Origin of the sequence: Nocardia sp. CC213A (genome assembly GCF_030766805.1) — a bacterium.
In the GTDB taxonomy this organism is placed as follows: domain Bacteria; phylum Actinomycetota; class Actinomycetes; order Mycobacteriales; family Mycobacteriaceae; genus Nocardia; species Nocardia otitidiscaviarum.
Map to the genome: position 1 here is coordinate 164,239 of NZ_JASFXA010000010.1, position 25,026 is coordinate 189,264.

Below are 25,026 nucleotides of genomic sequence, written 5' to 3' on the forward strand. Positions count from 1 at the left end.
CGGGTGGTGCAGCCCGCGGGCGGGGCGATGGCGGTCGAGCGGCTGCGGGTGCTGCGGGAGTTGGCGGATCGTGGAACGGTGGCGGCGGTGGCGGCGGCGCTGTCCATGACGCCGTCGGCGGTGTCGCAGCAGTTGAAGGTACTGGCGCGGGAGGCGGGGGTGGCGCTGCTGGAGCCGGACGGGCGGCGGGTGCGGCTGACCGATGCGGGGCGGGCGCTGGTGGTGCGCGCCGACGAGGTGCTGGCGGCCATGGATCGGGCCGTCGCCGAGATGGAGTCGTATCGCGGCTCGCCGCGCGGGCAGGTGCGGGTGGCGTTGTTCCCGTCGGGGGCCGCGCTACTGCTGCCGCGGGTGCTGCGCGAGCTGGCGGGCAGCGGAGTGGACGTGGTCGCCGCCGACGAGGACCTGCCGCCGTCGGAGGTGCTGCGGCTGCTGGCGGACTACGACGTGGTGCTCACCCACCGCGATGAGCACGCGCCGGCCGTGGCGGGGCCGCGGGTCGACTCCCGGGTGCTCATGCGGGAGCCGATCGATGTGCTGGTCGCGCCCGAACACCGCCTGGCCCGCAGCGGCGCGGTCGTGCCCGCCGAACTGGCCGATGAGGAGTGGCTGTCGGTGCGCGGCGGCTTCCCCGTGGACGACGTCTTGCGCTCCATCGCCACCGTCACCGGCGTGCAACCGCGAATCACCCAGCGACTCAACGACTTCTCGGTGATCGAGGCCATGGTCGCGGCCGATTGCGGCATCGCCCTCATGCCCCGCTTCGCCGTCCGCGACCCGAACCTGGTCATGCTGCGCCTGGCCGGTGTCCGCGCCGCCCGCCTCTACGACCTGGCCACCCGTCCGCACGCCGACCGCCGCCCCGCGGTCGCCGCCGTCCTGGCCGCCTTCCGCACCGCCGCGCAGCAGGCCACCGCAACCGACAGGCCCCGCTGACACCGCAGGGGCACAACCGAATACACCGGTCGTGCCGCTGTCGCGGAACGCGGGGCCGCCCTGCTAACGCGGCGGCTGGTAACCCCGCTGCTGGATGGCGTGGTAGCCGAAGTCGTCGGCGACCATGGCGGCCAGTTCCAGGAGTGCGCGGCGGGTCGGCTTGCTGACCAGCTCCAGGTCGATCTCCGCGCCCTCGGCCAAGTGGTCGTCGAACGGCACCACCTGGACGGCGCGGGTACGGTCCAGGAACAGCTTGCGCAGCTGGTCCAGGTCGACGGTCGACGAACCCTTGCGAGAGGCGTTGACCACCACCACGGTTCGCTCCACCAGCTTGTGGTAGCCGTGGTGGTCCAGCCAGTCCAGCGTGGCCGAGGCAGACCGGGCGCCGTCGATGGCGGGCGAGGTCACCAGCACCAGCGAGCTGGCCATATCCAGCACACCGGCCATGGCGGAGTGCATGAGGCCGGTGCCGCAGTCGGTGAGGATGATGTTGTAGAACTGCTGCAGGATGCCGATGGCCTTGCGGTAGTCGGCCTCGCTGAACGCCTCGGAAACCGCCGGATCCTGTTCGGAGGCAAGCACTTCCAGGCGGCTCGGAGCCTGCGAGGTGTGCGCCCGCACATCCGAGTAACGCGTGATGTGGTTGTCCTCCAGCAGATTCCGCACGGTGGAGCGGGTCTGCCGCGGCACCCGGTGCGCGAGCGTACCGAGGTCGGGGTTGGCGTCGATGGCGATCACCCGGTCACCGCGCAAGGAGGCGAAGGTGGAGCCGAGACCGACTGTGGTGGTGGTCTTTCCGACGCCTCCCTTGAGAGACAGGATGGCGATCCGGTAGTCGCCGCGCACCGGCTGGTTCACCCGGTCGACGAGTTCGTTGTGGATGATGTCCGCGGGCGACTCGCCCGGATTGATGGCACCGCCCGACATCTTGTGCACGGCACGCCGCCAGCCGCCGCGCGGCGCGCGGCGGGCGCGACGCAACAGGTTCAGGTCGTTGACCGAGTGGCCCGGCGGCGGCTGCTGCGGCCCACCCTGCTGCGGAAAGCCCTGCGGCGCTTGGTTCCACCCCGGCTGCTGATAGTTCTGCCCGGGCTGCTGCTGGAAATTCTGCTGCGGTGGCGGCTGCTGCGGTGGCGCGGGCGGCGGCGACCAGCTGTAGATCGGGCCGCCGGAGTGGTCCGCACCCGCCGGGGCCTGTCCGCTCTGGCCCGGAGCGCCGAAATGCTCGGTCTGCCCACCGCCGGCGGGCTGATCGCCCGGCTGGTCGAAGACCCGGCGCACCATGCCGTCGGCACCGATCTCCTGCCGGATCTCCCCGTACGGGGTCTCCTGCCGGATCTCGCCGTACGGTCCGGACTGCGGGCCGCCTTCGCCCGCACCGGGATTGAAGCCCGGCGGCGGGTACGCGCCGGTGGGCGGGAAGCCGGGTCCGCCGGGCGGAACCCACGCCCCCTGCTCCGGTGGCGGGTACGCGCCGGTATTCGGGCCCGGCTGGAACTGTCCGTTCGGCCCGTACGGATTCGGCCCCTCGCCGGGGGCTCCGGGCGGCGCGAACGAGCCCTGGAACGGCCCCTCACCGGGCGGCGCGAACGGCCCCGGCTGCGGGAAACCACCCGACTGTCCGTGCGCGAACGGCCCGTCGGGCTGGAAGACGGTGGTCTGGTCGATGGAATCGGGCACCGGGGGGAAGAACCCGGACCCGGACTCCGGCTCCGCCTCGCCCGCGGGCTCCTTCGCGTCGACGGCATCGTCGGCGGTCTCGGCCCCCGACTCCTGTTCATCGGCATTCGCCGCGGCGTCGGCCGCGGCGGATTCGTCGGCATCCGGCCCCTGCAACCAGGGTGGCGAGGTCGAATTCTGGTCTTTCGTGGTCACGTGTCCCCCATCTGCTCGACGGCGCGAACAGAGAGCTCGGCGCTAATGCGTTCCAACGCTAGCATCACCCACTCACCCGCACCGGATACTGTGCCACCGCTCTCCCGCCTCTCCAGCACGGACGACGCCAACGCGACCGATCCCATGACCGGGAAGCCCGATACCCGAGCAGGCAGCCCCACACCCGAGCGGGCGGCCGGCCCCACGTCCGGAGCAGGCCGCCCGATCTCATGCGGATCGGGTGACTCACCGGGCACGCGCGGCGTCGTCCCGGCGGTCGACGGCGCTCAGCCGTGCGCCGACGTCGCGGTGCGGGCGAGCGCGCGGTTCACCGCCGAGACCACGGCGCGCAGCGAGGCGGTGGTGATCGAGGTGGCGATGCCGACGCCCCAGGTCACGGTGTCGCCGATGGCAACCTCCACATACGACGCGGCCTGGGCATCGTCACCGGCGGACATGGCGTGCTCGGAGTAGTCCAGGATGCGCACGTCGTAGCCGATGCCGGACAGGGCGTCGACGAAGGCCGCGAGCGGGCCGTTGCCCTCGCCGGAGATCTCCTGTTCGACGCCGTCCACCTTGACGACGGCCTCGATGTGGTCCACACCGTTGTCGGTCTCCGAGGCGGTGACCCGCTGCCGGATGCGCTCCAGCGGCGTGATCGGGTTCAGGTACTCCTCGGCGAAGACGTCCCACATCTCCTTGGGCGTCACCTCGCCGCCCTCACCGTCGGTGATCTTCTGGATGGCCTGCGAGAACTCGATCTGCAGGCGGCGCGGCAGCACCAGCCCGTGGTCGGTCTTCATGATGTAGGCGACGCCGCCCTTGCCGGACTGCGAGTTCACCCGGATGACGGCCTCGTAGGTGCGGCCCACGTCCTTGGGGTCGATGGGCAGGTACGGGACCTCCCAGGTGATGTCGTCGACATCGGCGTTCGCGGCGTCGGCGGCGGCCTTCATGGCGTCCAGGCCCTTGTTGATGGCGTCCTGGTGGCTGCCGGAGAAGGCGGTGTACACCAGGTCGCCACCGTACGGGTGGCGTTCGGCCACGGGCAGCTGGTTGCAGTATTCGACCGTGCGGCGGATCTCGTCGATATTCGAGAAGTCGATCTGCGGGTCGATGCCGCGGGAGAACATGTTCATGCCCAGCGTCACCAGGCAGACGTTGCCGGTGCGCTCGCCGTTGCCGAACAGGCAGCCCTCGATGCGGTCCGCGCCGGCCTGGTAGCCCAGTTCGGCGGCGGCCACGGCGGTGCCGCGGTCGTTGTGCGGATGCAGCGACAGCACGATGGAGTCGCGGCGGGCCAGATTGCGGCTCATCCACTCGATCGAGTCGGCGTACACGTTCGGGGTGGCCATCTCGACGGTGGCGGGCAGGTTGATGATCAGCGGCTTCTCGGGGGTGGGCGCGATGATCTCGGAGACCGCGTCGCACACCTCGCGGGCGTAGTCCAGCTCGGTGCCGGTGTAGGACTCCGGGCTGTACTCGTAGCGCCAGTTGGTGTCCGGGTAGCGCTGCTCGATCTCCAGGCACAGCGTGGCGGCGTCGGTGGCGATCTTCTTGACGGCCGCGCGGTCGGCGCGGAACACCACCCGCCGCTGCAGGACGGAGGTCGAGTTGTAGAAGTGCACGATCACGTTGGGCGCACCGTTGCACGCCTCGAAGGTGCGCTCGATCAGTTCGGGACGGCACTGGGTCAGCACCTGAATGGTGACGTCGTCGGGCACCGCCCCGTCCTCGATGATCTCGCGGACGAAGTCGAAGTCGGTCTGCGAGGCGGACGGGAAGCCCACCTCGATCTCCTTGTAGCCCATGCGCACCAGCAGGTCGAACATGCGGCGCTTGCGAGCCGGGCTCATCGGGTCGATGAGCGCCTGGTTGCCATCGCGCAGGTCGACGGCACACCAGGAGGGCGCGCGGTCGATGACCTTGTCCGGCCAGGTGCGGTCGGGCAGGGTGATCGGCTCGACCTCCTCGGCGAAGGGCCGGTACCGGAACACCGGCATGGAGGAGTTCTGCTGCCTGTTCCAGGCGGGCTGGTCGGCGGGCGCGGGCTTGGACGGCTGCGTGATGGTGCGCGTGCCGGCTGCGACATTGAAAGACGTAAAAGCGTCAGCGGGTGACATGCGTGTTCTCTCCGAAGTGTGACTGGATCCCAGTGTTATGGGTTGACCGGCACGGCAGATCCCCGCGACAGGAGCCGGTCCGAATCAGACCCCGTCGCGGCGGCAAAGGAGAAGTGCCCGCTGCATGATGATCGGAGTTTACAGGTCGGCGATACGCCGACGGAAGCGGGGGCGAGGCGCGCCACACCGCGCGCTACGCGTTCACTGCCGCTCGGCGCAGAGTTCGTGGATGAATCGCATCTTGTCGAGCACCGGCTCGGCCAGCACGAACGGGTAGAGATCGCGGTGCCCCATGGACCGGTTGAGCATATTGAGCGCCCAGGCCAGCGGCAGCCACAGGTCGATGATGCGATCGAAGCCGGAACGGCCCACCTGCGGGCGGTCCAGGGTGGCCCCGGCGGGGGCGAATCCGCAGGCGGCGGCGGTATCGAGGGTGTCGCGGATGTGCAGGTAGTGGGCGAAGGTCTCGGCCCAGTCCTCGGCCGGGTGCATGGTGGCGTAGGAGGAGACGTGGCTGTCCTCCCAGCCGGGTGGCGCACCCTCGGCGTAGTGGCGGTCGAGAGCCTGCTGATAGTCGGCGAAGGGGTCGCCGAACAGTTCCCGGAAGCGGTCGAGGGTGTCGCCGCGCGGCGCGTCCCCGGACGGATTGTGCGGGGTGAGCCGCTGCACCAGGACCGGGAAGTAGTAGTGGCCGATCTCATGGCGGAAGTGGCCGAGCAGGGTGCGGTAGGGCTCGTCCATCTCGACGCGGAGCTGTTCGCGGTGCACGTCGTCGCCCTCGGCCAGGTCGAGGGTGATGACGCCGTTGTCGTGGCCGGTGGTGACCTGCTCGTCGGCGCTGGAGAGCAGGTCGAAGGCGAGGCCGCGTTCCGGATCGGTGTCGCGGCCGACCAGCGGCAGCCCGAGTTCGGCGAGTTCCACGATGAGGCGGCGCTTGGCGGCCTCCGCCTCGCCGAAGGCGGTGAGCCAGGTGCCCTCCAGTGGTTCCGGGCGGGTGCGGGTGAGGCGGCAGGATTCGCACAGCACGCCACCCTGGACCACCGGAACGATCCAATTGCATTGCGCCAGATGCTGATTGCGGCACAGCCGGAAGCGGTTCGCGTCGACGGTACCCTCGGATTCGCCGGTCGGCGCCAAAACCACCAGGGTGCGGTCGGCCAGGCTGAAGCCGAGTGGACTGCCGCAGCTCAGGCACAGGGAGTTCTCGAAGGCCAGGCGCTGGCCGCACTGTGGACAGCTGAAATCTCGCATCTCACACCTCGATCGGCGCCATATCCACCGACACCGCGATCGTGGATTCCTTGGCGTCGGTGTAGATGATGCCCCGCAGCGGCGGCACATCGGCGTAGTCCCGGCCCCAGGCCAGGGTGACATAGCGGTCGTCGGCGAACTGGTCGTTGGTGGGGTCGAAGCCGATCCAGCGACCCGGATCGCCGGGGTCGCCGCCGGGCAGCCAGACCGCCGTCCAGGCGTGGGTGGCGTCCACGCCGATCAGGCGTTCCCGGCCGGGCGGCGGACGGGTGGACAGGTAGCCGGAGACGTAGCGGGCCGCCAGCCCCTGGGAACGCAGGCAGGCCGCGCCGATGCGGGCGAAATCCTGGCAGACACCCTCGCGGGCGGCGAAGACATCCGCGACGCGGGTGGTGACGGTGGTGGAGCCGGAGGTGTAGGTGAAGTCGCGGTGGATGCGGGAATTCAGTTCGGCGACCGCGTCCAGCAGCGGGCGGCCGGGCGGAAACGATTCGGCGGCATAGGCTTTCACCTCGGGCGTGATCTCCGGCGGATGCAGGTCGAGGGCGAAGTCGACCGCCAGCGGGCCGCGCTTCCCGTCGGGGCGCGCGGATTCCCAGGGCGGTGTGCCGCGCGGATGTTCCGGGCGCGTCACCTCCACCACCGACTCGCCGGTCACCTCCAGGCGGCGATGCTCGGCGGTGACGTGGAAGTACAGGGTGATATTGCCGTACACATCGACGCCGACCGAGCGGTCCGACGGCACCGGGTCGATGCGGATCTCGTGGGCGTGCAACCGCTGCCCCGGGAATTCGCGCGGCGACAGGTAGGCCCGGCCGTAGGAGCTGCCGACCGCGTCGGAGTAGGTGTAGACGGTGCGGTGCAGCACGCGGTAGCGACGCGAGCACGCACCGCCGGCAACTTCCCGCAGACGGTCCGGCGCCACCGGTTCTTCCGATCGCTCGCTCATACCGTGTCCTTTCGCGCATGCTCGACCGCTCATCCGACCACCCGGGCGCTGCCCCACAGCGGCTGAATATCACGCGGCACGGAAAGCCGGGTGGCTTCGAAGGATTCGGCGAACGTGCGCAGCCGCAGGTGCAGACCGTCGAGCAGGTCCACCAGGTCGGTGCGACGGCCCTCGGCGTCGGTGGCCTCCAGATCGGCCGGATCGAGCCGCCGCAGCATGCGCCGCGCATCCGCCAGCAGCCGCTGCGGGCGGGTGGTGGCCGAACCGCCCGGCAGGGCCAGCAGCTCGGCTTCGACCCGTTCCAGCTGATAGGCCAGCGACCGCGGATTGGCGGCATCGAAGAGCAGCAGTTCGGCCACCGCCGCCACCCGCAGCGAATCCCGGTGCCGCCGACGGTAACTCACCGACGACGCGGTCGCCTGCAGCACGGCCTCGGTGAGCACCCGGCTGATCCCCGGCGGATGCGTTTCGGCGAACGCCGCCGCCAACAGCGCCGTCACGGCCAGCCCCCGTTCGATGCGCCGCCCGATATCGAGCACCTGCCACCCGGTATCGCGCACCATGATCTCCGCGTCGATCCCCGCCAGCGACTCCAGCCCCGACAGCACCCGTGCGTGCACCTCGCTCAGGGCCGCCACCCGATCCCCCCGCGTCGTCCGATACTCGGCGAACGCCCGGTCGATGGCACCCAGGGTCACCCAGACGCCCGGCGTCACCTGATCTCGCACCGCCCGAGCGGTGTTCGCATACCGCTCCACCGCATACGCCAACGCCCCCGGCAGCTCCCGATCGATGGTCAGGGTCACCAGATACCGGTGATCCCGCCACGACGCCCCGGGCAGCGCGATCGGCTCCGTCGGATGATCGAATGAGCCGTGCCGCCGACTCCGTTGTGCCGTAGGGGATTGCCGCGAAGGTGACGGACCGTCGGTCGGTGTTGCCGAACCCATGCGCTGGGACTGTCCGCCGGGGCCCTGCACCTGCTCGGCCGCCATCGCGCGACCGGAGGCCGCATCCGGCGCGGATGCCTCTCGCGGTGGCGTCTCCGAGTCCGTGGGCGAGTCCGTGGGCGAGTCCGGCGCTGCGGCCTCGGGCAGGGGCGAACCGGCCTGAACGGCGGACGAATCGGGCGGGTCGGCCTCGGAATGGCGGGCCGGCCGGCCGGCGTGCCCACGCAGGGGATAGGGGGTGCCGGTGAGGCGGGAGAGGGCGGTGACCAGGGTCGGCATGGCTTCGGCGCCCTCGAGCCAGGGGCGGTAGCGGTAGTCCTGGTAGCGGTCGTGGACGGCGGTGAGCAGGCGGACGGTCGCGTCGGCGCGTTCGCTGTAGCGGCCCAGCCAGAACAGGTCGTCGAGGACGCGGGGGGAGTTCACCGCCTCGTGTGCGGCGGCGGGGGTGGGGCGTTCGCGTTCGTCGGGGATCTCGGCGGCGGGGACGAGAGTGGGGGCGGTGCGGACCCAGATGTCCTTGGCGGCGGCCTCGGAAACCTCGGCCCGGGGCGCGCCACCGTGGTGGAGTTGCCCCAGCCCACCCGCCATGGCGCGGTAGCCGACCCGGCCCGCCAGCGAGAACAGCCGCAGCGCGACGGGTGCGGCGGCCAATCCCCCGCGCCCGGTCACGGCGGGGGCGACCGAGAAGCGGGCCGGTTCCTGGCCGACCCAGCGCCATCCCTCGGCCTCGATGCGGGCACGCCACCGCTGCACCTGCGCCCGCGAGAGCACCGGACCGAAGACGGTGCTGTCGTCGACGGTCGAACGCAGGATGAGCCGATCCAGATGTGCGATGAGATGCGCCCGCTCGAGATCGTCGCCGCCCCAATAGGACGGCACGCCGGGCAGTGTCAAGTCCTCGTCCAGCAGCGCCCGCGACAACCGCGGCAGGAACGACGCCAGCGCCGGACTCTCCAGCAACCCGCTGCCGAGCGTGTTCACCACCGTCACCGCGCCGCGCCGCAGCACCTCCACCAATCCGACCACGCCCAGCCGCGAATCCGGCCGCAGGTCCAGGGGATCGGAGAATTCGGCGTCCACCCGGCGCAGCACCACATCGACCTGTTCCAGCGTGCCCAGCGACCGCATCCACAACCGCCCGTCCCGCACCACCAGATCGGCGCTCTCCACCAGCGGAAAGCCCAGCACCGACGCCAGATACGCTTGATCGAAGGCGGTTTCGGAATGGACGCCGGGGCTGAGTACCACGACCACCGGCTCCTCGTCCCCGGCCCACGGCGCGGCCTCCACCAGCATGAGGCGCATGGCCCGTACGAAGGGGGTGAGCGGGCGCGGGCTGGCCAGCTCGAACGCCTCGGGGATGGCGGCCGAGACCACGCGGCGGTCGGCCAGCGCGTACCCCGCCCCCGAGGGCGCCTGCGCCCAGTCCGCCAGCACGCGGAACTCGCCGTCGCTCCAGCGGCTGACGTCACAGGCGTGCAGGAACAGCTGTTGCCGTCCGGGCAGTGAGATCCCGTGTGCGGCACGCACATACCCGCGGTGCCCGAAGACCAGCTGTGGCGGCAACAGGCCCTCGGTGAGGGTGCGCCGCGCGCCGTACACATCGGTGAGCACCGCGTCCAGCAGGCGCGAGCGCTGCACCAGCCCCGCCTCCAACCCGGTCCAGTCGTCGGCGGAGACCAGCAGGGGAATCGGATCCAGCCGCCACGGAGTCGCCGCCGTCGGTTCGACGCGATCCGGATATCCGCTGATCTCGGTGTAGGTGATGGCGTCGTCCTCGATGAGCCGCCGCACCCGGGTGTCCATGCGGTGCAATCCGGAACGACCCTGGTCCAGGAATTCGGCGGACAGTTCGGTCCACATCGGCCGGACCCGGCCGGCGTCGTCGACCAGTTCGTCGAAGTAGCCGGGCGTCGGCAGGCCGCAGGCGTCCACCGCTCCGGTATCCGCCGCTGCCGCACGGTATTTCGCGAATTCCTCGGCTACCTCCCGGCGGGCCGCGACCTTGTCCCAGCGGTCGGGTCCGTCGGCGGCGCCGGGCTGCGTCGGGTCGAGCACTGTCACCGCCACCACTTCCCAGGCTTGCCTACCGGTCGCCGACCACTCCCCACACCGTCCGCGCCCGCCGCAGATCCAGGATCCCGGGCGCACCGACATCGGTGGCCTGTATGGCCATTTTGGCACGCAGATCGGCGATATCGACGGGTCCCGAAGTATGTCCGGAAGATTCGAACCGCCGGTTGCGCCGCGATTGCGCCTCCACCGCGTTCACCGGAGGCGAGTCGTAGGCCCGGCCGCCCGGGTGCGAGACGTGATAGGTGCAGCCGCCGCGCGAGAGTTCCGACCGGGTGTCCACCACGTCGAAGACCAGCGGGGTGTCCACGGTGATGGAGGGGTGCAGGGCGTTCGGCGGCTGCCACGCCCGGTAGCGCACGCCCGCCACCTGCACATCCGCCTTCCCGGCGGGCAGCAGCGGCACCGGGTGGCCATTGCAGGTGACCAGGTAGCGGCCACGGTCCGCGCCGACCAGCCGTACCTGGAGGCGCTCCACCGAGGAGTCCACATAGCGGGCGGTGCCGCTGGCGGTGGTCTGCTCACCGAGGGTGTGCCACGGTTCGACGGCGGTGCGCAGTTCCAGTTCCATATCACCGAGTACCACCGTGCCGATGCGCGGAAAACGGAACTCGGCGAACGGGTCCAGCCAGCTGGTGTCGAAATCGATGCCGTGCGCGCGCAGGTCGGCGGCGACCTCGGCGATATCGGCCAGCAGATGGTGCGGCAGCAGGTAGCGGCCGTGCAGATTCGCACCGTGCCGGATGAGCGGCGCGGTGTACGGACGCTCCCAGAACCACAGCACCAGTGCTCGCACCAGCAGGGACTGCACCATGGCCATGCGGAAATGCGGCGGCATCTCGAAGCCGCGCAGTTCCACCAGGCCGAGGCGGCCGCGCGCGGAGTCCGGGCTGTAGAGCTTGTCGATGCAGAACTCGGCGCGATGGGTATTACCGGTGAGGTCGGTGAGGAGGTGGCGCAGCGCGCGGTCCACCAGCCACGGTGCCGCGCCCACCGCGTCCGTGCCGCTGCCGCCGCACAGGCGGGCGATCTCGGCGAAGGCGATCTCGAGTTCGTACAGCACGTCGTCGCGGGCCTCGTCCACGCGCGGGGCCTGCGAGGTGGGGCCGATGAACCGGCCGGAGAACAGGTAGGACAGGGCCGGATGCCGCTGCCAGTAGGTCAGCATGGAGACCAGCAGGTCCGGGCGGCGGAGCAGGGGTGAGCGGGCGGGGGTACGGCCGCCGAGCGTGATGTGATTGCCGCCGCCGGTGCCGCCGTGAGTGCCGTCGATATCGAAGGTCTCGGTGGTCAGCCGGGCCAGTCCGGCCTGTTCGTACAGAGTTTCGAGCAGCTCGGACTGGGCGGCGAAGGAGTCGCTGGGCTGGATGTTCACCTCGATCACGCCCGGATCCGGAGTGATGGACAAGGCGTGCAGGCGGGGGTCGGTGGGCGGCGGGTAGCCCTCCAGCACGACCGGATACCCGACGTGCGCCACGGCCGCCTCCACCCGGCGCACCAGGTCGAGATAGGCGTCGAGATCCTCCACCGGGGGCAGGAATACGCACAGCCGACCGTCCCGCACCTCGGCCACCAACGCGGTGGTGGGCGCACGGTCCGCGGGCTCCACCACGGCGGCGGGGTTCGATGCCGAGCCGTCCGCACCGAAGGGCTGGAGCACGATCGGATCCGACTCCGGTCGCATCGGCGGCGTCCGCCAGGAGATCGACCCCAGTGGCAGCCGGAGCCCGGCCGGAGAATCCCCCTCGGTCAAGACGATTCGCCCACGCCGCAGCCGCCAGTCCGCACTCGCCCACCCGCCCTCGTCACCGCGCCGGTGCAGCGGCAGCACATAGGCGGCGGGCTCGTTCACCGCCGCGTCGAGCCGCGCCAGCAGCGCCTTGCGCGCCTGCACCGAATCCTCACCCGGCGCGAGATCGTCCTCGTCCTGCACCGGTTCACCCTCCGGCGCACGGGCTTTCGCCGCGACACGCAGCAGGGGATCCTCGTAGGCGGCCCGCACCTGCGTGGTCGGCAACCCCAATCCCGCCGCCACGTGCGCGATCACCGCCCGCGCGGCCTCCGCGTCGGCCCGCCGAGCGCGGCGCACCACGTCGTTCGGGGACGGCTCATCGGGCGGTCCGGCGGTCTGTCCGTGCCGGGCGAGCTCGGCTTCGGGCGGGAGCCAGGGGTCGGCGAGGAGATCGGGGCGGGTCCAGAGGGGGTGGTTGTCGGCGCGCCAGAGCAGGGCTATCTCCCAGCGCGGCAGGGGTTCTCCGGGGTACCACTTGCCCTGGCGGTACTGGGTCAGGCCGGTGGGGGCGTAGATGCGGCGCAGGCGGCGAGCCAGGTCGGCGGCGCGTTCGCGTTTGTGCGGGCCGTCGGCGGCAGTGGTCCACTCGGGGCCGGTCCGGTCGTCGATGGAGACGAAGGTGGGTTCGCCGCCGAGGGTGAGGCCGATATCGGCGGCGGCCGTGCGGGCGTCGACGGCCGCGCCGGTGGCGGTGATGCGGGACCACTGGGTGTCGGTGTAGGGCAGTGTGACCCGGGGGTCCTCGTGGATGCGGCGAACGGTGTTGGAGAAGTCCAGGGTGGCCCGGACCGGATCGGTCGCGCCGGTGATGGGCGCGGAGGAGACCGGATGCGGGGTTGCGGCCAGTGGAATGTGGCCCTCGCCCGCGAACAGGCCGGAGGTGGGGTCCAGGCCGATCCAGCCCGCTCCGGGCACGAAGACCTCGGCCCAGGCGTGCAGGTCGGTGAAGTCGACCGGCGGGCCGGAGGGCCCGTCGAGGGAGGGCGCGTCCTGGGCGAGCTGGATGAGGTAGCCGGAGGAGAAGCGGGCGGCCAAGCCGAACCCCCGCAGGATGGACACCAGCAGCCAGGCCGAATCCCGGCAGGAACCGAGTTCGGCGCGCAGGGTGTGGTCGGGCGTCTGCACACCCGGTTCCATCCGGATGGTGTAGGCGACATCGCGGTGCAGCGCCTGATTGAGCGTCACCAGGAAGTCGATGGTGCGCGGCCGGCCCGCGGGTGGATGGCGGCGCACCCAGTCGCGCACCAGTTCCCCTGGGCCGGAGCCGGTCTCGCCCTCGTCCACGGGACGCAGATAGGGTTCCAGGTCGACGGCCAGGTCCGGCGGATATGTGAACGGGAAGTGCTCGGCGAACTCCTCGACGAAGAAGTCGAACGGATTCACCACCTCCAGGTCGGCGATCAGCCCGACCACGATGTCGAGGGTGCGCGCGGGCTCGCTGAACACCAGGCGCGCAAGGAAATTCCCGAACGCGTCCTGCTGCCAGTTGACCCAGTGCTCGGCGGGTGTCACCCGCATCGAATACGCCTCGATGGTGGTGCGCGTATGCGGTGCCGGGCGCAGCCGCACCACATGGGGATGGATCCGCACCGGCCGCTCGAAGGTGTAGGTAGTGCGATGTTCGAGGGAAACCTTGATTCCCATAACCAAGTTCACCACGCCGACCCCGGCAACACCCCCGGATCAGCCCACAGAACCCACTTCACGCACCGCTTTTCGCCCGCACCGCGCCCCGGGGTACCCGACACGCCCGGCGCTCCCCCGACACCCGGGCATTTTCCGGACAGTCCGGACGACACGCCGCGGATTCCCCCGACTGTCGGTGCCGAGTGCTAGGACGTAGGGAACGGTTGAAGGAGGCTCCATGGCCAACTCGGTCTGCTCGTCCTGCACATCGGCCCTCGACCACTGCCACGGCACCCTGGTCGAACACGCCGACCGATCGGTGGAATGCACCGACCCCGACTGCCCCGACTCCGCCCACGCCCGCCACACCTTCATCGTCGACTGCGGCGACATAGCGGGCGGCTGCCACTGCACCTCACCCGAAACCACCGCCGCCCCCCTCCACCTACGCCGAACCAGCTGACCCCTGGGCGAAGAGGCGGGCTAGCCTGGCGGGGTGAGTTATGACCAGATCCTGCTGCCCTCGGGTGTGGCGCGCACGCCCGCCGAGGTCGACGCCTACCTCACCGCGCAGGAGGGGCAGCCCGAAGCCGGGGTCGTGGCCGAGATCGCCGCGGAGTTGGAGCGGCGCGATGGGGAGCTGCCGGAAGCCGACAGCTTCCTGAGTTCCACTCCGCTCGGCGGCAAGGACAACGGTGCCACGCTGGTCGTTTCCACGCCGTACGACGCCATCGGCCATGTGCGGGCGCTGCTGTTCGAGCTGGCCACGCCGCGCGGCTACGCCGTCTACGATCCGCAGCTGACCTGGCTGGCCGATCCCGCCGGACATATCCCGGCCACGGTCACGCACGGCGGTGCGGGCGAATTCCCTTATGTCACCAAGGAATTGCTCGATCTCTGGCTGCCGGCGCTGGCGGATCCCGGACCCTATCTGATCGTGGAGCGGGGAGATCAGCGGTACGTGCAGACCTACCGCCACCCCGACGGGCGGTACACGCTCGAATACCGCGACGGCTCCCCCGACCGACACTTCGCCACCTCGGTGGACGATGCGGCCGCCGTGGCCGACCTCATTTGGGCGTGGATCACCGAGGATCGCGCCGACTTCGACGCGCTCGACTGGGAGCGGCTGGAACTCTGATCGGAGCCGACCGGTCGGTCTCGTAACGCGATCGAACGCGTCTCGATTCGGCCTCGCGGCCCCTGATGCCCCGCTCGCGCCGCCCGCGAGCGTTAGCCTTTCGCTGCCACAGCACGTTCCCGCTTTTCCCGTGTCCCATCCGACGAGGGAGAATCATGGAGCTACGCCAGCAAACGCGCCCTCCGGTGCTGATCAGCAAGCGTCTGGTCGTCCTCGCGACCGTGGCCGCCGCGAGCGTCGGCGTCGCGTCGCTGCTCGTCACCGGCACCGGTCCCGGCATCACCCGCAATCACCAGCAGATCCCCTGCCCCGAACCGGCCGCCCTGGAGATCTGGACCGGCGGCGTCCGCTACCTGGTCGGCGACGCCCGGAGCTGAGCGGCCGGACGGCTCAGAGCGCGCGCCGCCCCGACAGCGCTCGCCCCAAGGTGAGTTCGTCGGCGAATTCCAGGTCGCCGCCCATCGGCAGGCCGGAGGCCAGGCGGGTCACCGACAGGCCCGGGAAGTCGCGGAGCATGCGCACCAGGTAGGTGGCCGTGGCCTCGCCCTCGGTATTCGGGTCGGTCGCGATGATCACCTCGGTGACGTCCACGCCGTCGGCCTGGGTTCCGATGCGGGTCAACAGTTCCCGGATGCGCAGCTGGTCCGGGCCGACGCCGCTGAGCGGGTCGAGCGCGCCACCCAGCACGTGATAGCGCCCCCGGAACTCCCGGGTGCGCTCGATCGCCTGCACGTCCTTGGGCTCCTCCACCACGCAGATCATGCTGAGATCGCGGCGCGGATCGGCGCAGATGCGGCACAGTTCGCCGTCGGAGACGGTGCCGCAGACCTCGCAGAAGCGCACGCCGTCGCGCACCTTCTGCAGGGCGGCCTGCAGTCGATCGATCTCCGGCGGCTCCACCGCCAACAGGTGAAAGGCGATGCGCTGCGCGGACTTCGGTCCGACACCGGGCAGTTTGCCCAGTTCGTCGATGAGATCCTGAACGGGACCCTCGTACACCGGCGTCCTCGATCAGAAGCCGGGCAGCGCGCCGCCGCCCATGCCACCCATACCGCCGGCGAGCGGACCCAGCCGCTCGGCGGCCAGGTTCTGCGCATTGGCCATGGCGTCGTTGACCGCGCCGATCACCAGATCCTGGAGCGTTTCCACATCCTCCGGATCGACGATCTTGGGGTCGATGGCCAGCGACAGCACCTCGCCGGTGGCGCGAATCTTGGCGCGCACCAGTCCGCCCCCCGCCTCGCCCTCCACCTCGGAGGCGGCGATCTCCTGCTGCGCCGCCATGACCGCTTCCTGCATCTGCTGGGCCTGGGCGAGCAACGCCTGCATGTCGAACTGTCCACCGGGTTCCACGGACGTGTTCCTCTCTGAGTGGGGATCGCCGTCCAGCGTAGTCGTGCCCGCGACGGCGGCGACCCGCGCAGCCCCCGCACACCGAAGGTCGTTGACTCTCCCCCGGTAGGAGGGTGTTCCCTTATGGCATGACAGCGATCGTTCCGATCGGGGAGTTCTCCCGGCTCACCCATCTCAGCGTGAAGGCGCTGCGGTACTACCACGACATCGGGCTGCTGGAGCCCGCGGTGGTGGACGCGCACAGCGGGTACCGGCGGTATTCGACGGATCAGGTGGAGCGGGCGCATCTGATCCGCCGCCTGCGGGATCTGAATATGCCGCTGCCGGAAATTCAGGAGGTGCTGGCCGCCCCGGACCAGGACACCCGGGACGCGGCGCTGCGCGGGCACCTGGAACGCATGGAGGCCGAGTTGCTGCGGACGCGCGATGTGGTGGCGTCGCTGCGCGCACTGCTGACGCCGTCCACCGCGGTCGCCGTGGAATACCGTTCGATCCCGAGCTTCCCCGCCCTGGCCATGGCGGAGACGGTGGCGCGCGACGGCATCGACGCCTGGTGCGAGACGGCGTTCACCGCCCTGTCCGCATCGCTCGCCGCGGCCGACCTCACCCCCGCGGGCCCGGCCGGAGCCACCTACGCGGTGGAGTTCTTCGAGCAGGACAAGGGTGAGGTGGTCGCCTTCGTTCCCGTCGCGGAACGCGACCGGGAACGCGCCGCCGCGCTGGGCGCGGTCGTCGACCTCCCGGCCCGCCGCTTCGCCATCGCCGTGCATCACGGCCCGTTCGACGATTTCGACCGGACCTACGGCGCTCTCGGCAGCCATGTGGCCGAACACGACACCGCCCTGGCCGAACCGATTCGCGAGGTGTACCTGATCGGCCCCGGCGATGCCGCGCCCGCCGACTACCGCACCGAGATCTGCTGGCCCATCGACCGACTCTGAACTCGACCCTCGCGACTCCGCCCATTCGGAAAGGAAGCGCCGCCATGCCCCTCACCATCGCCAATATCACCATCGACTGCGCCGACGCCGCCGCCCTGGCCGCGTTCTGGTCACAACTGCTGGAGCGGCCGGTCGACCCCGACGCCAATCAGTTCTTCGCGACCGTCGGCCGCACGGCGGGTGCGTCGCCCACCCTCATGTTCCTGGCCGTACCGGATAAGAATCCGGGCAAGAACGTGGTGCATCTGGATCTCGTCGCCGATGATCTGCCCGCGCAGATCGACCGCGCGCTGGCCCTGGGGGCCGAGCACATCGGCGACTTCGACGAGTACGGGGTCCGCTGGACCACCCTCGCCGATCCGGAGGGCAATCTGTTCGATATCGCGGCGGGTTGAGCGGGGCCTCAGGCCAGTTCGCGCTTCAGGTTCTCCAGCACCTCGGCCTGGATCTTCTTCAGGCCGAGCGGTGCGAAGATGCCCTCGAAGATACCGCCGATACCGCCCGCGCCCTTCCAGCTGGTGCGCACGTTGACCAGGGAGCCGGTGCCCTGCGGGGTGACGGTCCAGGTGGTGACCATGGAGGAGTTCGAATCCCGTTCGGTCACCATGGAATCGGAGACCGAGATGGCGGCGCGCACATTGCGGGAGCGCTTCTCGGTGGCCTGGAGCGTCCACTCCGCCACGGTGCCGGCACCCTTGCCGCCCTCGACCACCTTGTAGTCGCGGTAGTGCGAGGAGAGGATGCGCGGGCGCACCGTCTCGTAGTCCGCGATCGCCTCCAGCGCCCGCTTCGGTTCGGCCGCCACCACGATCGAGCTGGACGCGCTGACCTGTCCCACCATGAGCTCCTTACTGATTCCCGGCTCTCGGCCTCTTGCCGCCCGGTTATGCTACGCCGCCGCCGGTGCGACGGGATCGGTCCGCTCCGATGTCGGCGGCGTCGTTCGGGACCATAAAGTTAGCTAGAGTAACTATTGTCACGGTCCGGGTCGGAATAGATTCGCCCCGCCGCAGGTAGCGCCCATCGACACGGATGCAAACTGTGCGTGAAAAACCGCCCCGCCGGTGTGATCCTGCTGGCCGACTCGCCGGGTCCGCGATAGGTTCCACAGGTGGCAGTGAGTCTGTTGGGGAAGGCCGGCCGCGCACCGGCCGCAGTGGAATCGGGTTTCGCCGCGCACGAGGCCGGGGTCGAACGACTGCTGGCGTCCTATCGTGCCATTCCACGCGACGCCGATGTCCGCCTGGCGAAGAAGACCTCCAATCTGTTCCGGGCCCGCGCCAAGAACACCGCCCCCGGACTCGACGTGTCGGGATTGACGAAGGTCATCGCGGTCGACCCGGAGGCTCGCACCGCCGATGTGGCGGGGATGACCACCTATGAGGACCTGGTGGCCACCACCCTGCCGTACGGGCTCGCCCCGCTGGTGGTGCCGCAGCTCAAGACCATCACGCTGGGCGGCGCGGTGACCGGCCTGGGCATCGAGTCGACCTCCTTCCGCAACGGCCTGCCGCACGAATCGGTGCTGGAGATCGACATCCTCACCGGCTCGGGCGAGATCATCACCGCCACGCCCGACAACGAGCACGCCGACCTGTTCCGGGGCTTCCCGAACTCTTACGGCACACTCGGCTACTCGACCCGCCTGAAGATCGAACTGGAGCCGGTGCCGCCCTATGTGGCCCTGCGCCACCTGCGCTTCCACGATCTGGGCGACCTCGAGGCCGCCATGGGCCGGATCGTCGCCGACCGCGCCCACGACGGCGAGCGGGTCGACTACCTCGACGGCGTGGTGTTCACCGCCGACGAGAGCTACCTGATCCTCGGTCGGCAGACCGACGAACCCGGCCCGGTCAGCGATTACACCGGTATGGACATCTACTACCGGTCCATCCAGCACGACGGCCCCGCGCCGAAGCGCGACCGGCTCACCATCCACGACTACCTGTGGCGCTGGGACACCGACTGGTTCTGGTGCTCACGGGCGTTCGGCACCCAGAATCCGCGGATCCGGCGCTTCTGGCCCCGGCAGTACCGGCGCAGCAGCTTCTACTGGAAGCTCATCGCCCTGGACCACAAGTACGACATCGGCGACAAGCTCGAGGCCCGCAAGGGCAATCCACCGCGGGAGCGGGTGGTGCAGGACATCGAGGTGCCGATCGAGCGCACCGCGGAGTTCATGCACTGGTTCCTGCGCGAGATTCCCATCGAACCGATCTGGCTGTGCCCCCTGCGCCTGCGCGACACCGACCGCGAGCAGGGCGATCGGCCCTGGCCCCTGTATCCGCTGGAACCGAAGCGGACCTATGTGAACGTGGGCTTCTGGTCGGCCGTCCCGACCGTTCCCGGACAGCCCGAGGGCGCGGCCAACCGCGCCATAGAGCGGAAAGTCTCCGAACTGGACGGTCATAAATCCCTGTACTCGGATGCCTACTACGGCCAGGATGAGTTCGCGGCGCTCTACGGCGGGCACACCTACACCGAGCTGAAGGAACGCTACGACCCCCAGCATCGATTACTGGATCTGTATTCGAAGGCGGTGCAACGCAAGTGACGACATTCAAGGATCGTTCCGATGTCTTCGCGGAACTCGGAACCAAACTCACCATTGCCGAGATCTTCGAGACCCTGATCGACGGTGACATGCCCATCCGGTTCACCGCCTACGACGGCAGTACGACGGGGCCCGCGGATTCGGAATTCGGCCTGGAGATCAAGAACCCACGCGGCGTCAACTACATCGCCACCGCACCCGGCGACCTCGGGATGGCCCGGGCCTACATCGCCGGTGACATGCTCGCCCACGGTGTGCACCCCGGCGACCCGTACGCGCTGCTGAAGGCCATGGCGGGGCTGAAGTTCCGCCGCCCGACCGCGCTGCAACTGGTGGTCATCGCCCGTTCGCTCGGCTGGGAGCTGATGAAGCCGGTGCCGCCGCCGCCCCAGGAGGCCATGCCGCGCTGGCGGCGGGTCGCGTTGGAGGGGCTGCGCCATTCCAAGCTGCGCGACGCCGAGGCCATCCACCACCACTACGACGTGTCGAACACCTTCTACGAGTATGTGCTCGGCCCGTCCATGACCTACACCTGCGCCGCGTACGACAACGAGAACCAGACGCTCGAAGAGGCGCAGGAGAACAAGTACCGGCTGGTCTTCGACAAGCTGCGCCTGAAGGAAGGCGACCGGCTGCTCGATATCGGCTGCGGCTGGGGCGGCATGGTGCGCTACGCCGCCAAGCGCGGGGTCAAGGTCATCGGCGCGACGCTGTCGGCCGAGCAGGCCGAATGGGCGCAGCGCAAGATCCGCGAGGAGGGCCTGACCGATCTCGCCGAGGTGCGCCACTCCGACTACCGCGACGTGCCCGAGGGCGACTTCGACGCCATCTCCTCCATCGGCCTCACCGAGCACATCGGTGTGCACAACTATCCCGCGTACTTCACCTTCATGAAGTCGAAGCTGCGTGACGGCGGCCTGTTCCTCAATCACTGCATCACCCGGCCCGACAACACCCGCACCACCAAGGCGGGCGACTTCATCGACCGCTACGTGTTCCCCGACGGCGAGCTGATCGGCTCCGGCCGCATCATCTCCGAGATCCAGAACGTCGGCCTGGAGGTCCTGCACGAGGAGAACCTGCGCCGCCACTACGCCCTCACCCTCTCCGAATGGTGCGACAACCTGGTCGAGAACTGGGACAAGGCGGTGGCCGAGGTCGGCGAGGGCACCGCCAAGGTCTGGGGCCTCTACATGGCGGGATGCCAGCTCGGCTTCGAACGCAATGTGGTGCAGCTGCACCAGGTGCTGGGCGTCAAGCTCGGCGCCGACCAGGAATGGACGGTGCCGCTACGCCCCTGGTGGCAGCCTTAGCGAAACGCTGGTTGTGCGCCGGGGACGGTGTACATTTGGGCTGTCACCTTAGTGATGCTGGCGGACGGAGCGCCATGTGGGTGACGCCCCGTCCTGTGGGTCACCTGGCCCGCAACCAGCGGACCAAGCGGAAGAGTGCCTCGGCAATCGCGACAATGCTGATTACGGCAGCAGTCCGATTGACCGGGGCATTCCACTCATGGCGACTTTTGCTGTGCTTCCCCGTGAACCCTCACCTCCTCCCTGGGCGCGATGTTGGACCAAGTCCATCGCCCCTCGGAGGGAGGTAGGGAAACCCTACGACAGCGCGCGGTTCGAGATCGGTGTTTTCGTCACAGCAGGGCGTCCAGGAACCGGCGGGGCAGCTCCTGGGGCTCCTGTCCGCCGGTGCCCAAAGGCATTTCGTGACGGAGGGTGCGCAGAATGCCGAGGACGCCCGGACCCGCGTCGAGTAGCGGTCGGGGCCAGTCCAGTTCGGCGCAGCGCACCACGACGGGGGTGAGCACGCTGATGGATTCGCCCGCCCAGCCCGCGGTGGACAGGCATTCGGCCAGCAGCAGGGCGGAATCCAATTCGGCTCGGGGACGGCGTTGTTCGCGGATGCGGGCGTGCAGGGCGCGGGCGCGTTTGACGGCGGTGTCGTCGGTGCCCAGCGGGGCGATGTCGTCGGTGCCGAAGTAGCCGTCCGAACCGCGATAGTGGCGGGCCAGCAGCGCGCGGATGGTGGCGACCTCCTCGGCTTCTGCGGTGAGCCAAGCGGTTCCGGTGGTGTGGCGCACGGCGCGCACCAGCGGTTCGGTGACCTGACCACCGGTGAGCGGATCGGGCGGCAGACCCAGGCGCAGGCGTTCGGCGCGAATGTGGGCCGCGAGGCGGGCCACCTTGCGGTCGGCGGCGATGCGCGCCCCCTCGTCGAGGCGGGCGGTGGCGGTCTCGAGGTCACCGCGCACGGCCTTGACCCGGGCGCCGATCACGAAGGTGGTGATGAGGAAGTCCACCGGGCCGATCCGGGCCGTCAGCTGGTGGCTCTGATCGAGCAGCCGTTCGGCGGCCTCCAGATCGCCACGCCGGTAGGTCATCTCACCCAACAGCGCCGCCGCCACCCGCACCGCGTGCGAGCGCGGGCCGGACCGATCGCGCGCGGTCTGCCACGCCTGCTCGAAAGCCCCGGTGGCGGTGGCGATATCGAGTTGCTCGTAGGCCGCGGCCCCCAGCCCGCACAATCCGAGCACCTCGCCCAGCGGATCGGCGGAACGGGCGTGATAGGCCGCTGCCCACTCCTGCATCTCCCGCGCGCCGTCGAAGTCGAAGTCGCACAGCCGCACGAAGGACGCCAGATTCGCGGCCGTGGACACCGTCCACGCGGGCAGATCGTCGGCCAGGCGCAGACATTCGGCGATGCGCTCGGCCACGCCCTCGGTGCGGTCGCGCGCCACCTGGTCGACGGCCGCCAGCACCGCGGCCTGGCAGCGCTGTCGCACCGCCTCGGCATCGGTGGGCGAGGTGCGGGCGAGCAGATTCGACAGCCGCCCCAGCGCCGTACGCGCCGCGCTGGACTGCTGGAGGTTCACATTCGCCCGCGCCAACGCCATGAGCAGTTTGGAACGCGAAGTCACCTGCTGCACCGGCAGTTTCGACACCGTGCCGAACAGGGTGGCCAGTCGCGAGCGGTCGATGAGGTCCATGCCGCCGTTCTCGACCAGATCCAGCGCCATCTTGAAATCGGCGGCGGCCAGCGCGTGATCCACCGACTGGCGCAGCATATTGTGCTCGGCGAACCAGCGAGCCGCCTTGCGGTGCAGTGTCTTCTGCTCGCCCGGCGCGGTGCGGTCCAGCCGGGCCCGCAGTTGTTCGGCGAACATGGGCTGCATGCGGAACCAGGTCGGATCGTCGTCGAGCCGGTGCAGGAACAGCTCGCGCTCCTCCGCCTGCTCCAAGAGCCCGGCGGCGTCCGGATCGCCGGTGAGCGCGGCGGCCAGGGAGGCGTTCACCCGTTCCGGCACCGCCACCGCGCTGAGGAAGCCGAGCGTGCGCGGCTCCAGCGCGTCGAGCACGTTCTCGGCGAGATACTCGCGAATCGCCTTGGTATCCCCTGAAAGTCGCGCGATGAGCTGTTCGGGGTCGTGCTCCTTGCGCAGTGTCATGCAGACCAGTTGCAGGGCGGCGGGCCAGCCGTCGGTGGCGGTGTGGATCTGCTCGATCTGCCGGTCGGTGAGATCGCAGCCGGACCGGTCGGCCAGCATGTCCCGCGTCTCCGCCTCGGTCAGCCGCAATTGCCCCGACCCGATCTCCACCAGTTCGTCGGCCACCTGCATCCGGCTCAGCGGCAGTCCGGCCCGATCCCGGCTGGTGACGACGAATCGCAAATGATGGCAGCCGTTGTCGAGCAGCGCCTCCAGCACCCGCTGCGCGCCGGTATCGGTGATGCGGTGCCAGTCGTCCACCACCACGACCACGGTGGACCCGCCGGCGTGAATCTCGTCGATCAGGGTGGACACCGCGAACGGCACCGCGTCGGCGGGCCGCTCCTCGAGGGCCTGTTCCAATCCCGCGCCGATCTCGGGCCGCACCCGCCGGATGGCGGCGATGATGTGGGCGAGCAGCCACACCTCGTTGTCGTCGTCGCCGTCGATGCCGATCCAGGCCACCGCCACGCCGCGATCGGTGAGTTCGGCGCACCACTGCGCGGCCAGGGTGCTCTTGCCGAAGCCCGCGGGGGCGTGGATGAGCGCGAGCCGCCGTTGCCCGGCCGTCCGCAGCGGTTCCAGTAGCCGGGGGCGCGCGACCGGTTCCCGCGCCGGGGTGGGCGGCCGGAATTTGGTGACCGCGGTGGGCGGCATCGTGGTGCCGGTATGCGCGGCATGGTTGCCGGTGGCGGTGCCCGCGCGGGTTCCGCCGAGCGGCGGGAAGCTCAGCGACCGCCGCGGCGACGTCACCACCGTACCGCTGCGAACCGGCGAATATGGTTGGGCGGCAGTCGATTCCGTTGCGCTGTCCGGCTCGGCCGACGCGCTGTCGAGCAGTGCCATCTCATCGGGAACCTGACCGTGCTCGCGCTGCACCGTGCGCAGCAGCTCCCCGAATTCCACCGCGCTGGCGGACCGGTCGCGTGGGTCGGGCGCCATGGCCGCCTCGATGGCGGCGGCCACATCGGAGGGGATGTCCTGCTCGCGCAGATCGGGCAGCGGCTGGCTGGTGATGCGCAGGAATTGGGAGACGACCTTCTCCCCCACCTTCCGTTCGAAGGCGGCGTGCCCGGTCAGCAGGGCGAACAGGGTGGCGCCGAGACCGTAGACGTCCGAGCGCACGGTCGGCTCCTCACCCTTGAGCACCTCGGGCGCGGTGAAGGCGGGCGATCCGGTGATCATGCTGGTCGAGGTGCGGAACCCGCCGGGAATGCGCGCGATGCCGAAATCGGTGAGCTGCGGTTCCCCGTATCGACTGAGCAGGACGTTCGCGGGCTTCACATCGCGGTGCAGCACATGCGCCCGATGCGCGCTTTCGATGGCTCCGGCCAGTTTGACCCCGACCCGCACGGTATCGGACCAGCTCAGCGGTCCGCGTTCGCGCACGAGCCGCTCCAGGGAGCCGTGCGCGGCGAAGGGCATGACGATGAACGGCTGCCCGCTCGCCGTCACGTCCACCTGCAGGATCTCGACGATATTGGGGTGCCCGGACAGTCGCCCCATGGCCTGTTCCTCGCGCAGGAAGCGCTCTCGGCTCTCGGCGTCGATCTCCGACGACAGCACCTTCACCGCGACCTCGCGGTCGAGGGCGCGCTGGGCGCAGCGATACACCACGCCGAATCCGCCTCGTCCGATCTCCTCGGCGTCGAAGAGTCCCATCACCTCGAGCTCGTCGACCAGGCCGACCGGGAGGTAGTTCTGCGTGTTCGTGTCGGCTGGAGTTGTGTCTGCCCGGGGTTTCCCCGAACGTGACTGTGGATTCATCTCCGCCCACCTCGAACTCGGAACCAGCGCATACCTAACGTACGGGCCAGTCCTGCGTTCTACCCGCGCATATTTCAAACGTAGCGCGGGTGTGCGGGGCGCGTGGACGATTCGCCGCGTATCTCGGCGTGCCGACCGGTTCGAATCAGCAAGGTCAGTAAACGGGACACGGCCCGGACCGCGATATTCGCGATCCGGG

The 25,026-nt window shown here is 69.9% G+C and carries 18 protein-coding genes; 8 read left to right on the top strand and 10 right to left on the bottom strand.

The features are described 5' to 3' along the window. The first annotated feature begins 27 nt into the window (after positions 1–27). A complete protein-coding gene (locus QJS31_RS20060) occupies positions 28–936 on the top strand; it encodes a LysR family transcriptional regulator (RefSeq protein WP_282781126.1) in 909 nt (302 codons plus the stop codon). A gap of 63 nt (positions 937–999) precedes the next feature. Here QJS31_RS20060 and QJS31_RS20065 read toward each other — a convergent pair whose 3' ends face one another. The 6 genes from QJS31_RS20065 to QJS31_RS20090 all read right to left on the bottom strand — a co-directional run bounded on the left by QJS31_RS20065 (position 1,000) and on the right by QJS31_RS20090 (position 13,593). After that, complete coding sequence (locus tag QJS31_RS20065; protein ID WP_306357384.1) at positions 1,000–2,811, bottom strand: AAA family ATPase; 1,812 nt, start codon at positions 2,809–2,811, stop codon at positions 1,000–1,002. A gap of 287 nt (positions 2,812–3,098) precedes the next feature. Next, on the bottom strand, positions 3,099–4,934 hold the full coding sequence (gene leuA, locus QJS31_RS20070) for a 2-isopropylmalate synthase (protein WP_306357385.1): 1,836 nt from the start codon (positions 4,932–4,934) through the stop codon (positions 3,099–3,101). 201 nt (positions 4,935–5,135) lie between these two features. Next, on the bottom strand, positions 5,136–6,185 hold the full coding sequence (locus QJS31_RS20075) for a putative zinc-binding metallopeptidase (protein WP_282781118.1): 1,050 nt from the start codon (positions 6,183–6,185) through the stop codon (positions 5,136–5,138). A gap of 1 nt (position 6,186) precedes the next feature. Next, positions 6,187–7,134 carry a transglutaminase family protein gene (locus QJS31_RS20080; RefSeq protein ID WP_282781117.1) on the bottom strand — a complete coding sequence of 316 codons (948 nt, stop codon included), beginning with the start codon at positions 7,132–7,134 and terminating at the stop codon, positions 6,187–6,189. A 29-nt stretch (positions 7,135–7,163) separates the two neighbouring features. Continuing rightward, entirely contained in the window at positions 7,164–10,148 is a 2,985-nt protein-coding gene (locus QJS31_RS20085) for a circularly permuted type 2 ATP-grasp protein (protein ID WP_372341802.1), read from the bottom strand. A gap of 22 nt (positions 10,149–10,170) precedes the next feature. Beyond that, positions 10,171–13,593: a DUF2126 domain-containing protein gene (locus tag QJS31_RS20090; RefSeq protein ID WP_282781115.1), complete on the bottom strand. Its 3,423-nt coding sequence runs from the start codon at positions 13,591–13,593 to the stop codon at positions 10,171–10,173. Positions 13,594–13,813: 220 nt separating this feature from the next. On the opposite strand from QJS31_RS20090, the gene QJS31_RS20095 reads away from it, so the two are divergent. From QJS31_RS20095 to QJS31_RS20105, 3 genes are all read left to right on the top strand, one after another. Then, positions 13,814–14,038: a hypothetical protein gene (locus QJS31_RS20095; RefSeq protein WP_306357386.1), complete on the top strand. Its 225-nt coding sequence runs from the start codon at positions 13,814–13,816 to the stop codon at positions 14,036–14,038. A gap of 33 nt (positions 14,039–14,071) precedes the next feature. Then, positions 14,072–14,716 carry a hypothetical protein gene (locus tag QJS31_RS20100; RefSeq protein WP_306357387.1) on the top strand — a complete coding sequence of 215 codons (645 nt, stop codon included), beginning with the start codon at positions 14,072–14,074 and terminating at the stop codon, positions 14,714–14,716. A 155-nt stretch (positions 14,717–14,871) separates the two neighbouring features. Then, complete coding sequence (locus QJS31_RS20105) at positions 14,872–15,093, top strand: hypothetical protein (RefSeq protein ID WP_306357388.1); 222 nt, start codon at positions 14,872–14,874, stop codon at positions 15,091–15,093. Positions 15,094–15,106: 13 nt separating this feature from the next. Here QJS31_RS20105 and recR read toward each other — a convergent pair whose 3' ends face one another. Both recR and QJS31_RS20115 read right to left on the bottom strand, forming a co-directional pair. After that, positions 15,107–15,715, bottom strand: coding sequence for a recombination mediator RecR (recR, locus tag QJS31_RS20110; RefSeq protein WP_029932835.1), 609 nt, complete (start codon positions 15,713–15,715; stop codon positions 15,107–15,109). A gap of 12 nt (positions 15,716–15,727) precedes the next feature. Further along, positions 15,728–16,069: a YbaB/EbfC family nucleoid-associated protein gene (locus QJS31_RS20115; RefSeq protein WP_029932836.1), complete on the bottom strand. Its 342-nt coding sequence runs from the start codon at positions 16,067–16,069 to the stop codon at positions 15,728–15,730. A gap of 128 nt (positions 16,070–16,197) precedes the next feature. On the opposite strand from QJS31_RS20115, the gene QJS31_RS20120 reads away from it, so the two are divergent. Continuing rightward, on the top strand, positions 16,198–17,010 hold the full coding sequence (locus QJS31_RS20120) for a MerR family transcriptional regulator (RefSeq protein WP_306357389.1): 813 nt from the start codon (positions 16,198–16,200) through the stop codon (positions 17,008–17,010). A gap of 44 nt (positions 17,011–17,054) precedes the next feature. Beyond that, positions 17,055–17,405, top strand: coding sequence for a VOC family protein (locus QJS31_RS20125; protein WP_306357390.1), 351 nt, complete (start codon positions 17,055–17,057; stop codon positions 17,403–17,405). Between the two features lie 8 nt (positions 17,406–17,413). Here the strand turns inward: QJS31_RS20125 and QJS31_RS20130 are convergent, their stop codons facing one another. Further along, a complete protein-coding gene (locus QJS31_RS20130) occupies positions 17,414–17,848 on the bottom strand; it encodes an SRPBCC family protein (protein ID WP_143984402.1) in 435 nt (144 codons plus the stop codon). A gap of 279 nt (positions 17,849–18,127) precedes the next feature. On the opposite strand from QJS31_RS20130, the gene QJS31_RS20135 reads away from it, so the two are divergent. Then, complete coding sequence (locus QJS31_RS20135; RefSeq protein ID WP_372341674.1) at positions 18,128–19,564, top strand: FAD-binding oxidoreductase; 1,437 nt, start codon at positions 18,128–18,130, stop codon at positions 19,562–19,564. After that, on the top strand, positions 19,561–20,877 hold the full coding sequence (locus QJS31_RS20140) for a cyclopropane-fatty-acyl-phospholipid synthase family protein (RefSeq protein ID WP_282785055.1): 1,317 nt from the start codon (positions 19,561–19,563) through the stop codon (positions 20,875–20,877). Before QJS31_RS20135 ends, QJS31_RS20140 begins: the two co-directional genes overlap by 4 nt. A 332-nt stretch (positions 20,878–21,209) precedes the next feature. On the opposite strand, the gene QJS31_RS20145 is transcribed toward QJS31_RS20140, so the two are convergent. Beyond that, positions 21,210–24,827, bottom strand: a complete 3,618-nt coding sequence (locus QJS31_RS20145) for a serine/threonine-protein kinase (RefSeq protein WP_306357391.1) — start codon at positions 24,825–24,827, stop codon at positions 21,210–21,212. Between the last annotated feature and the right edge of the window lie 199 nt (positions 24,828–25,026).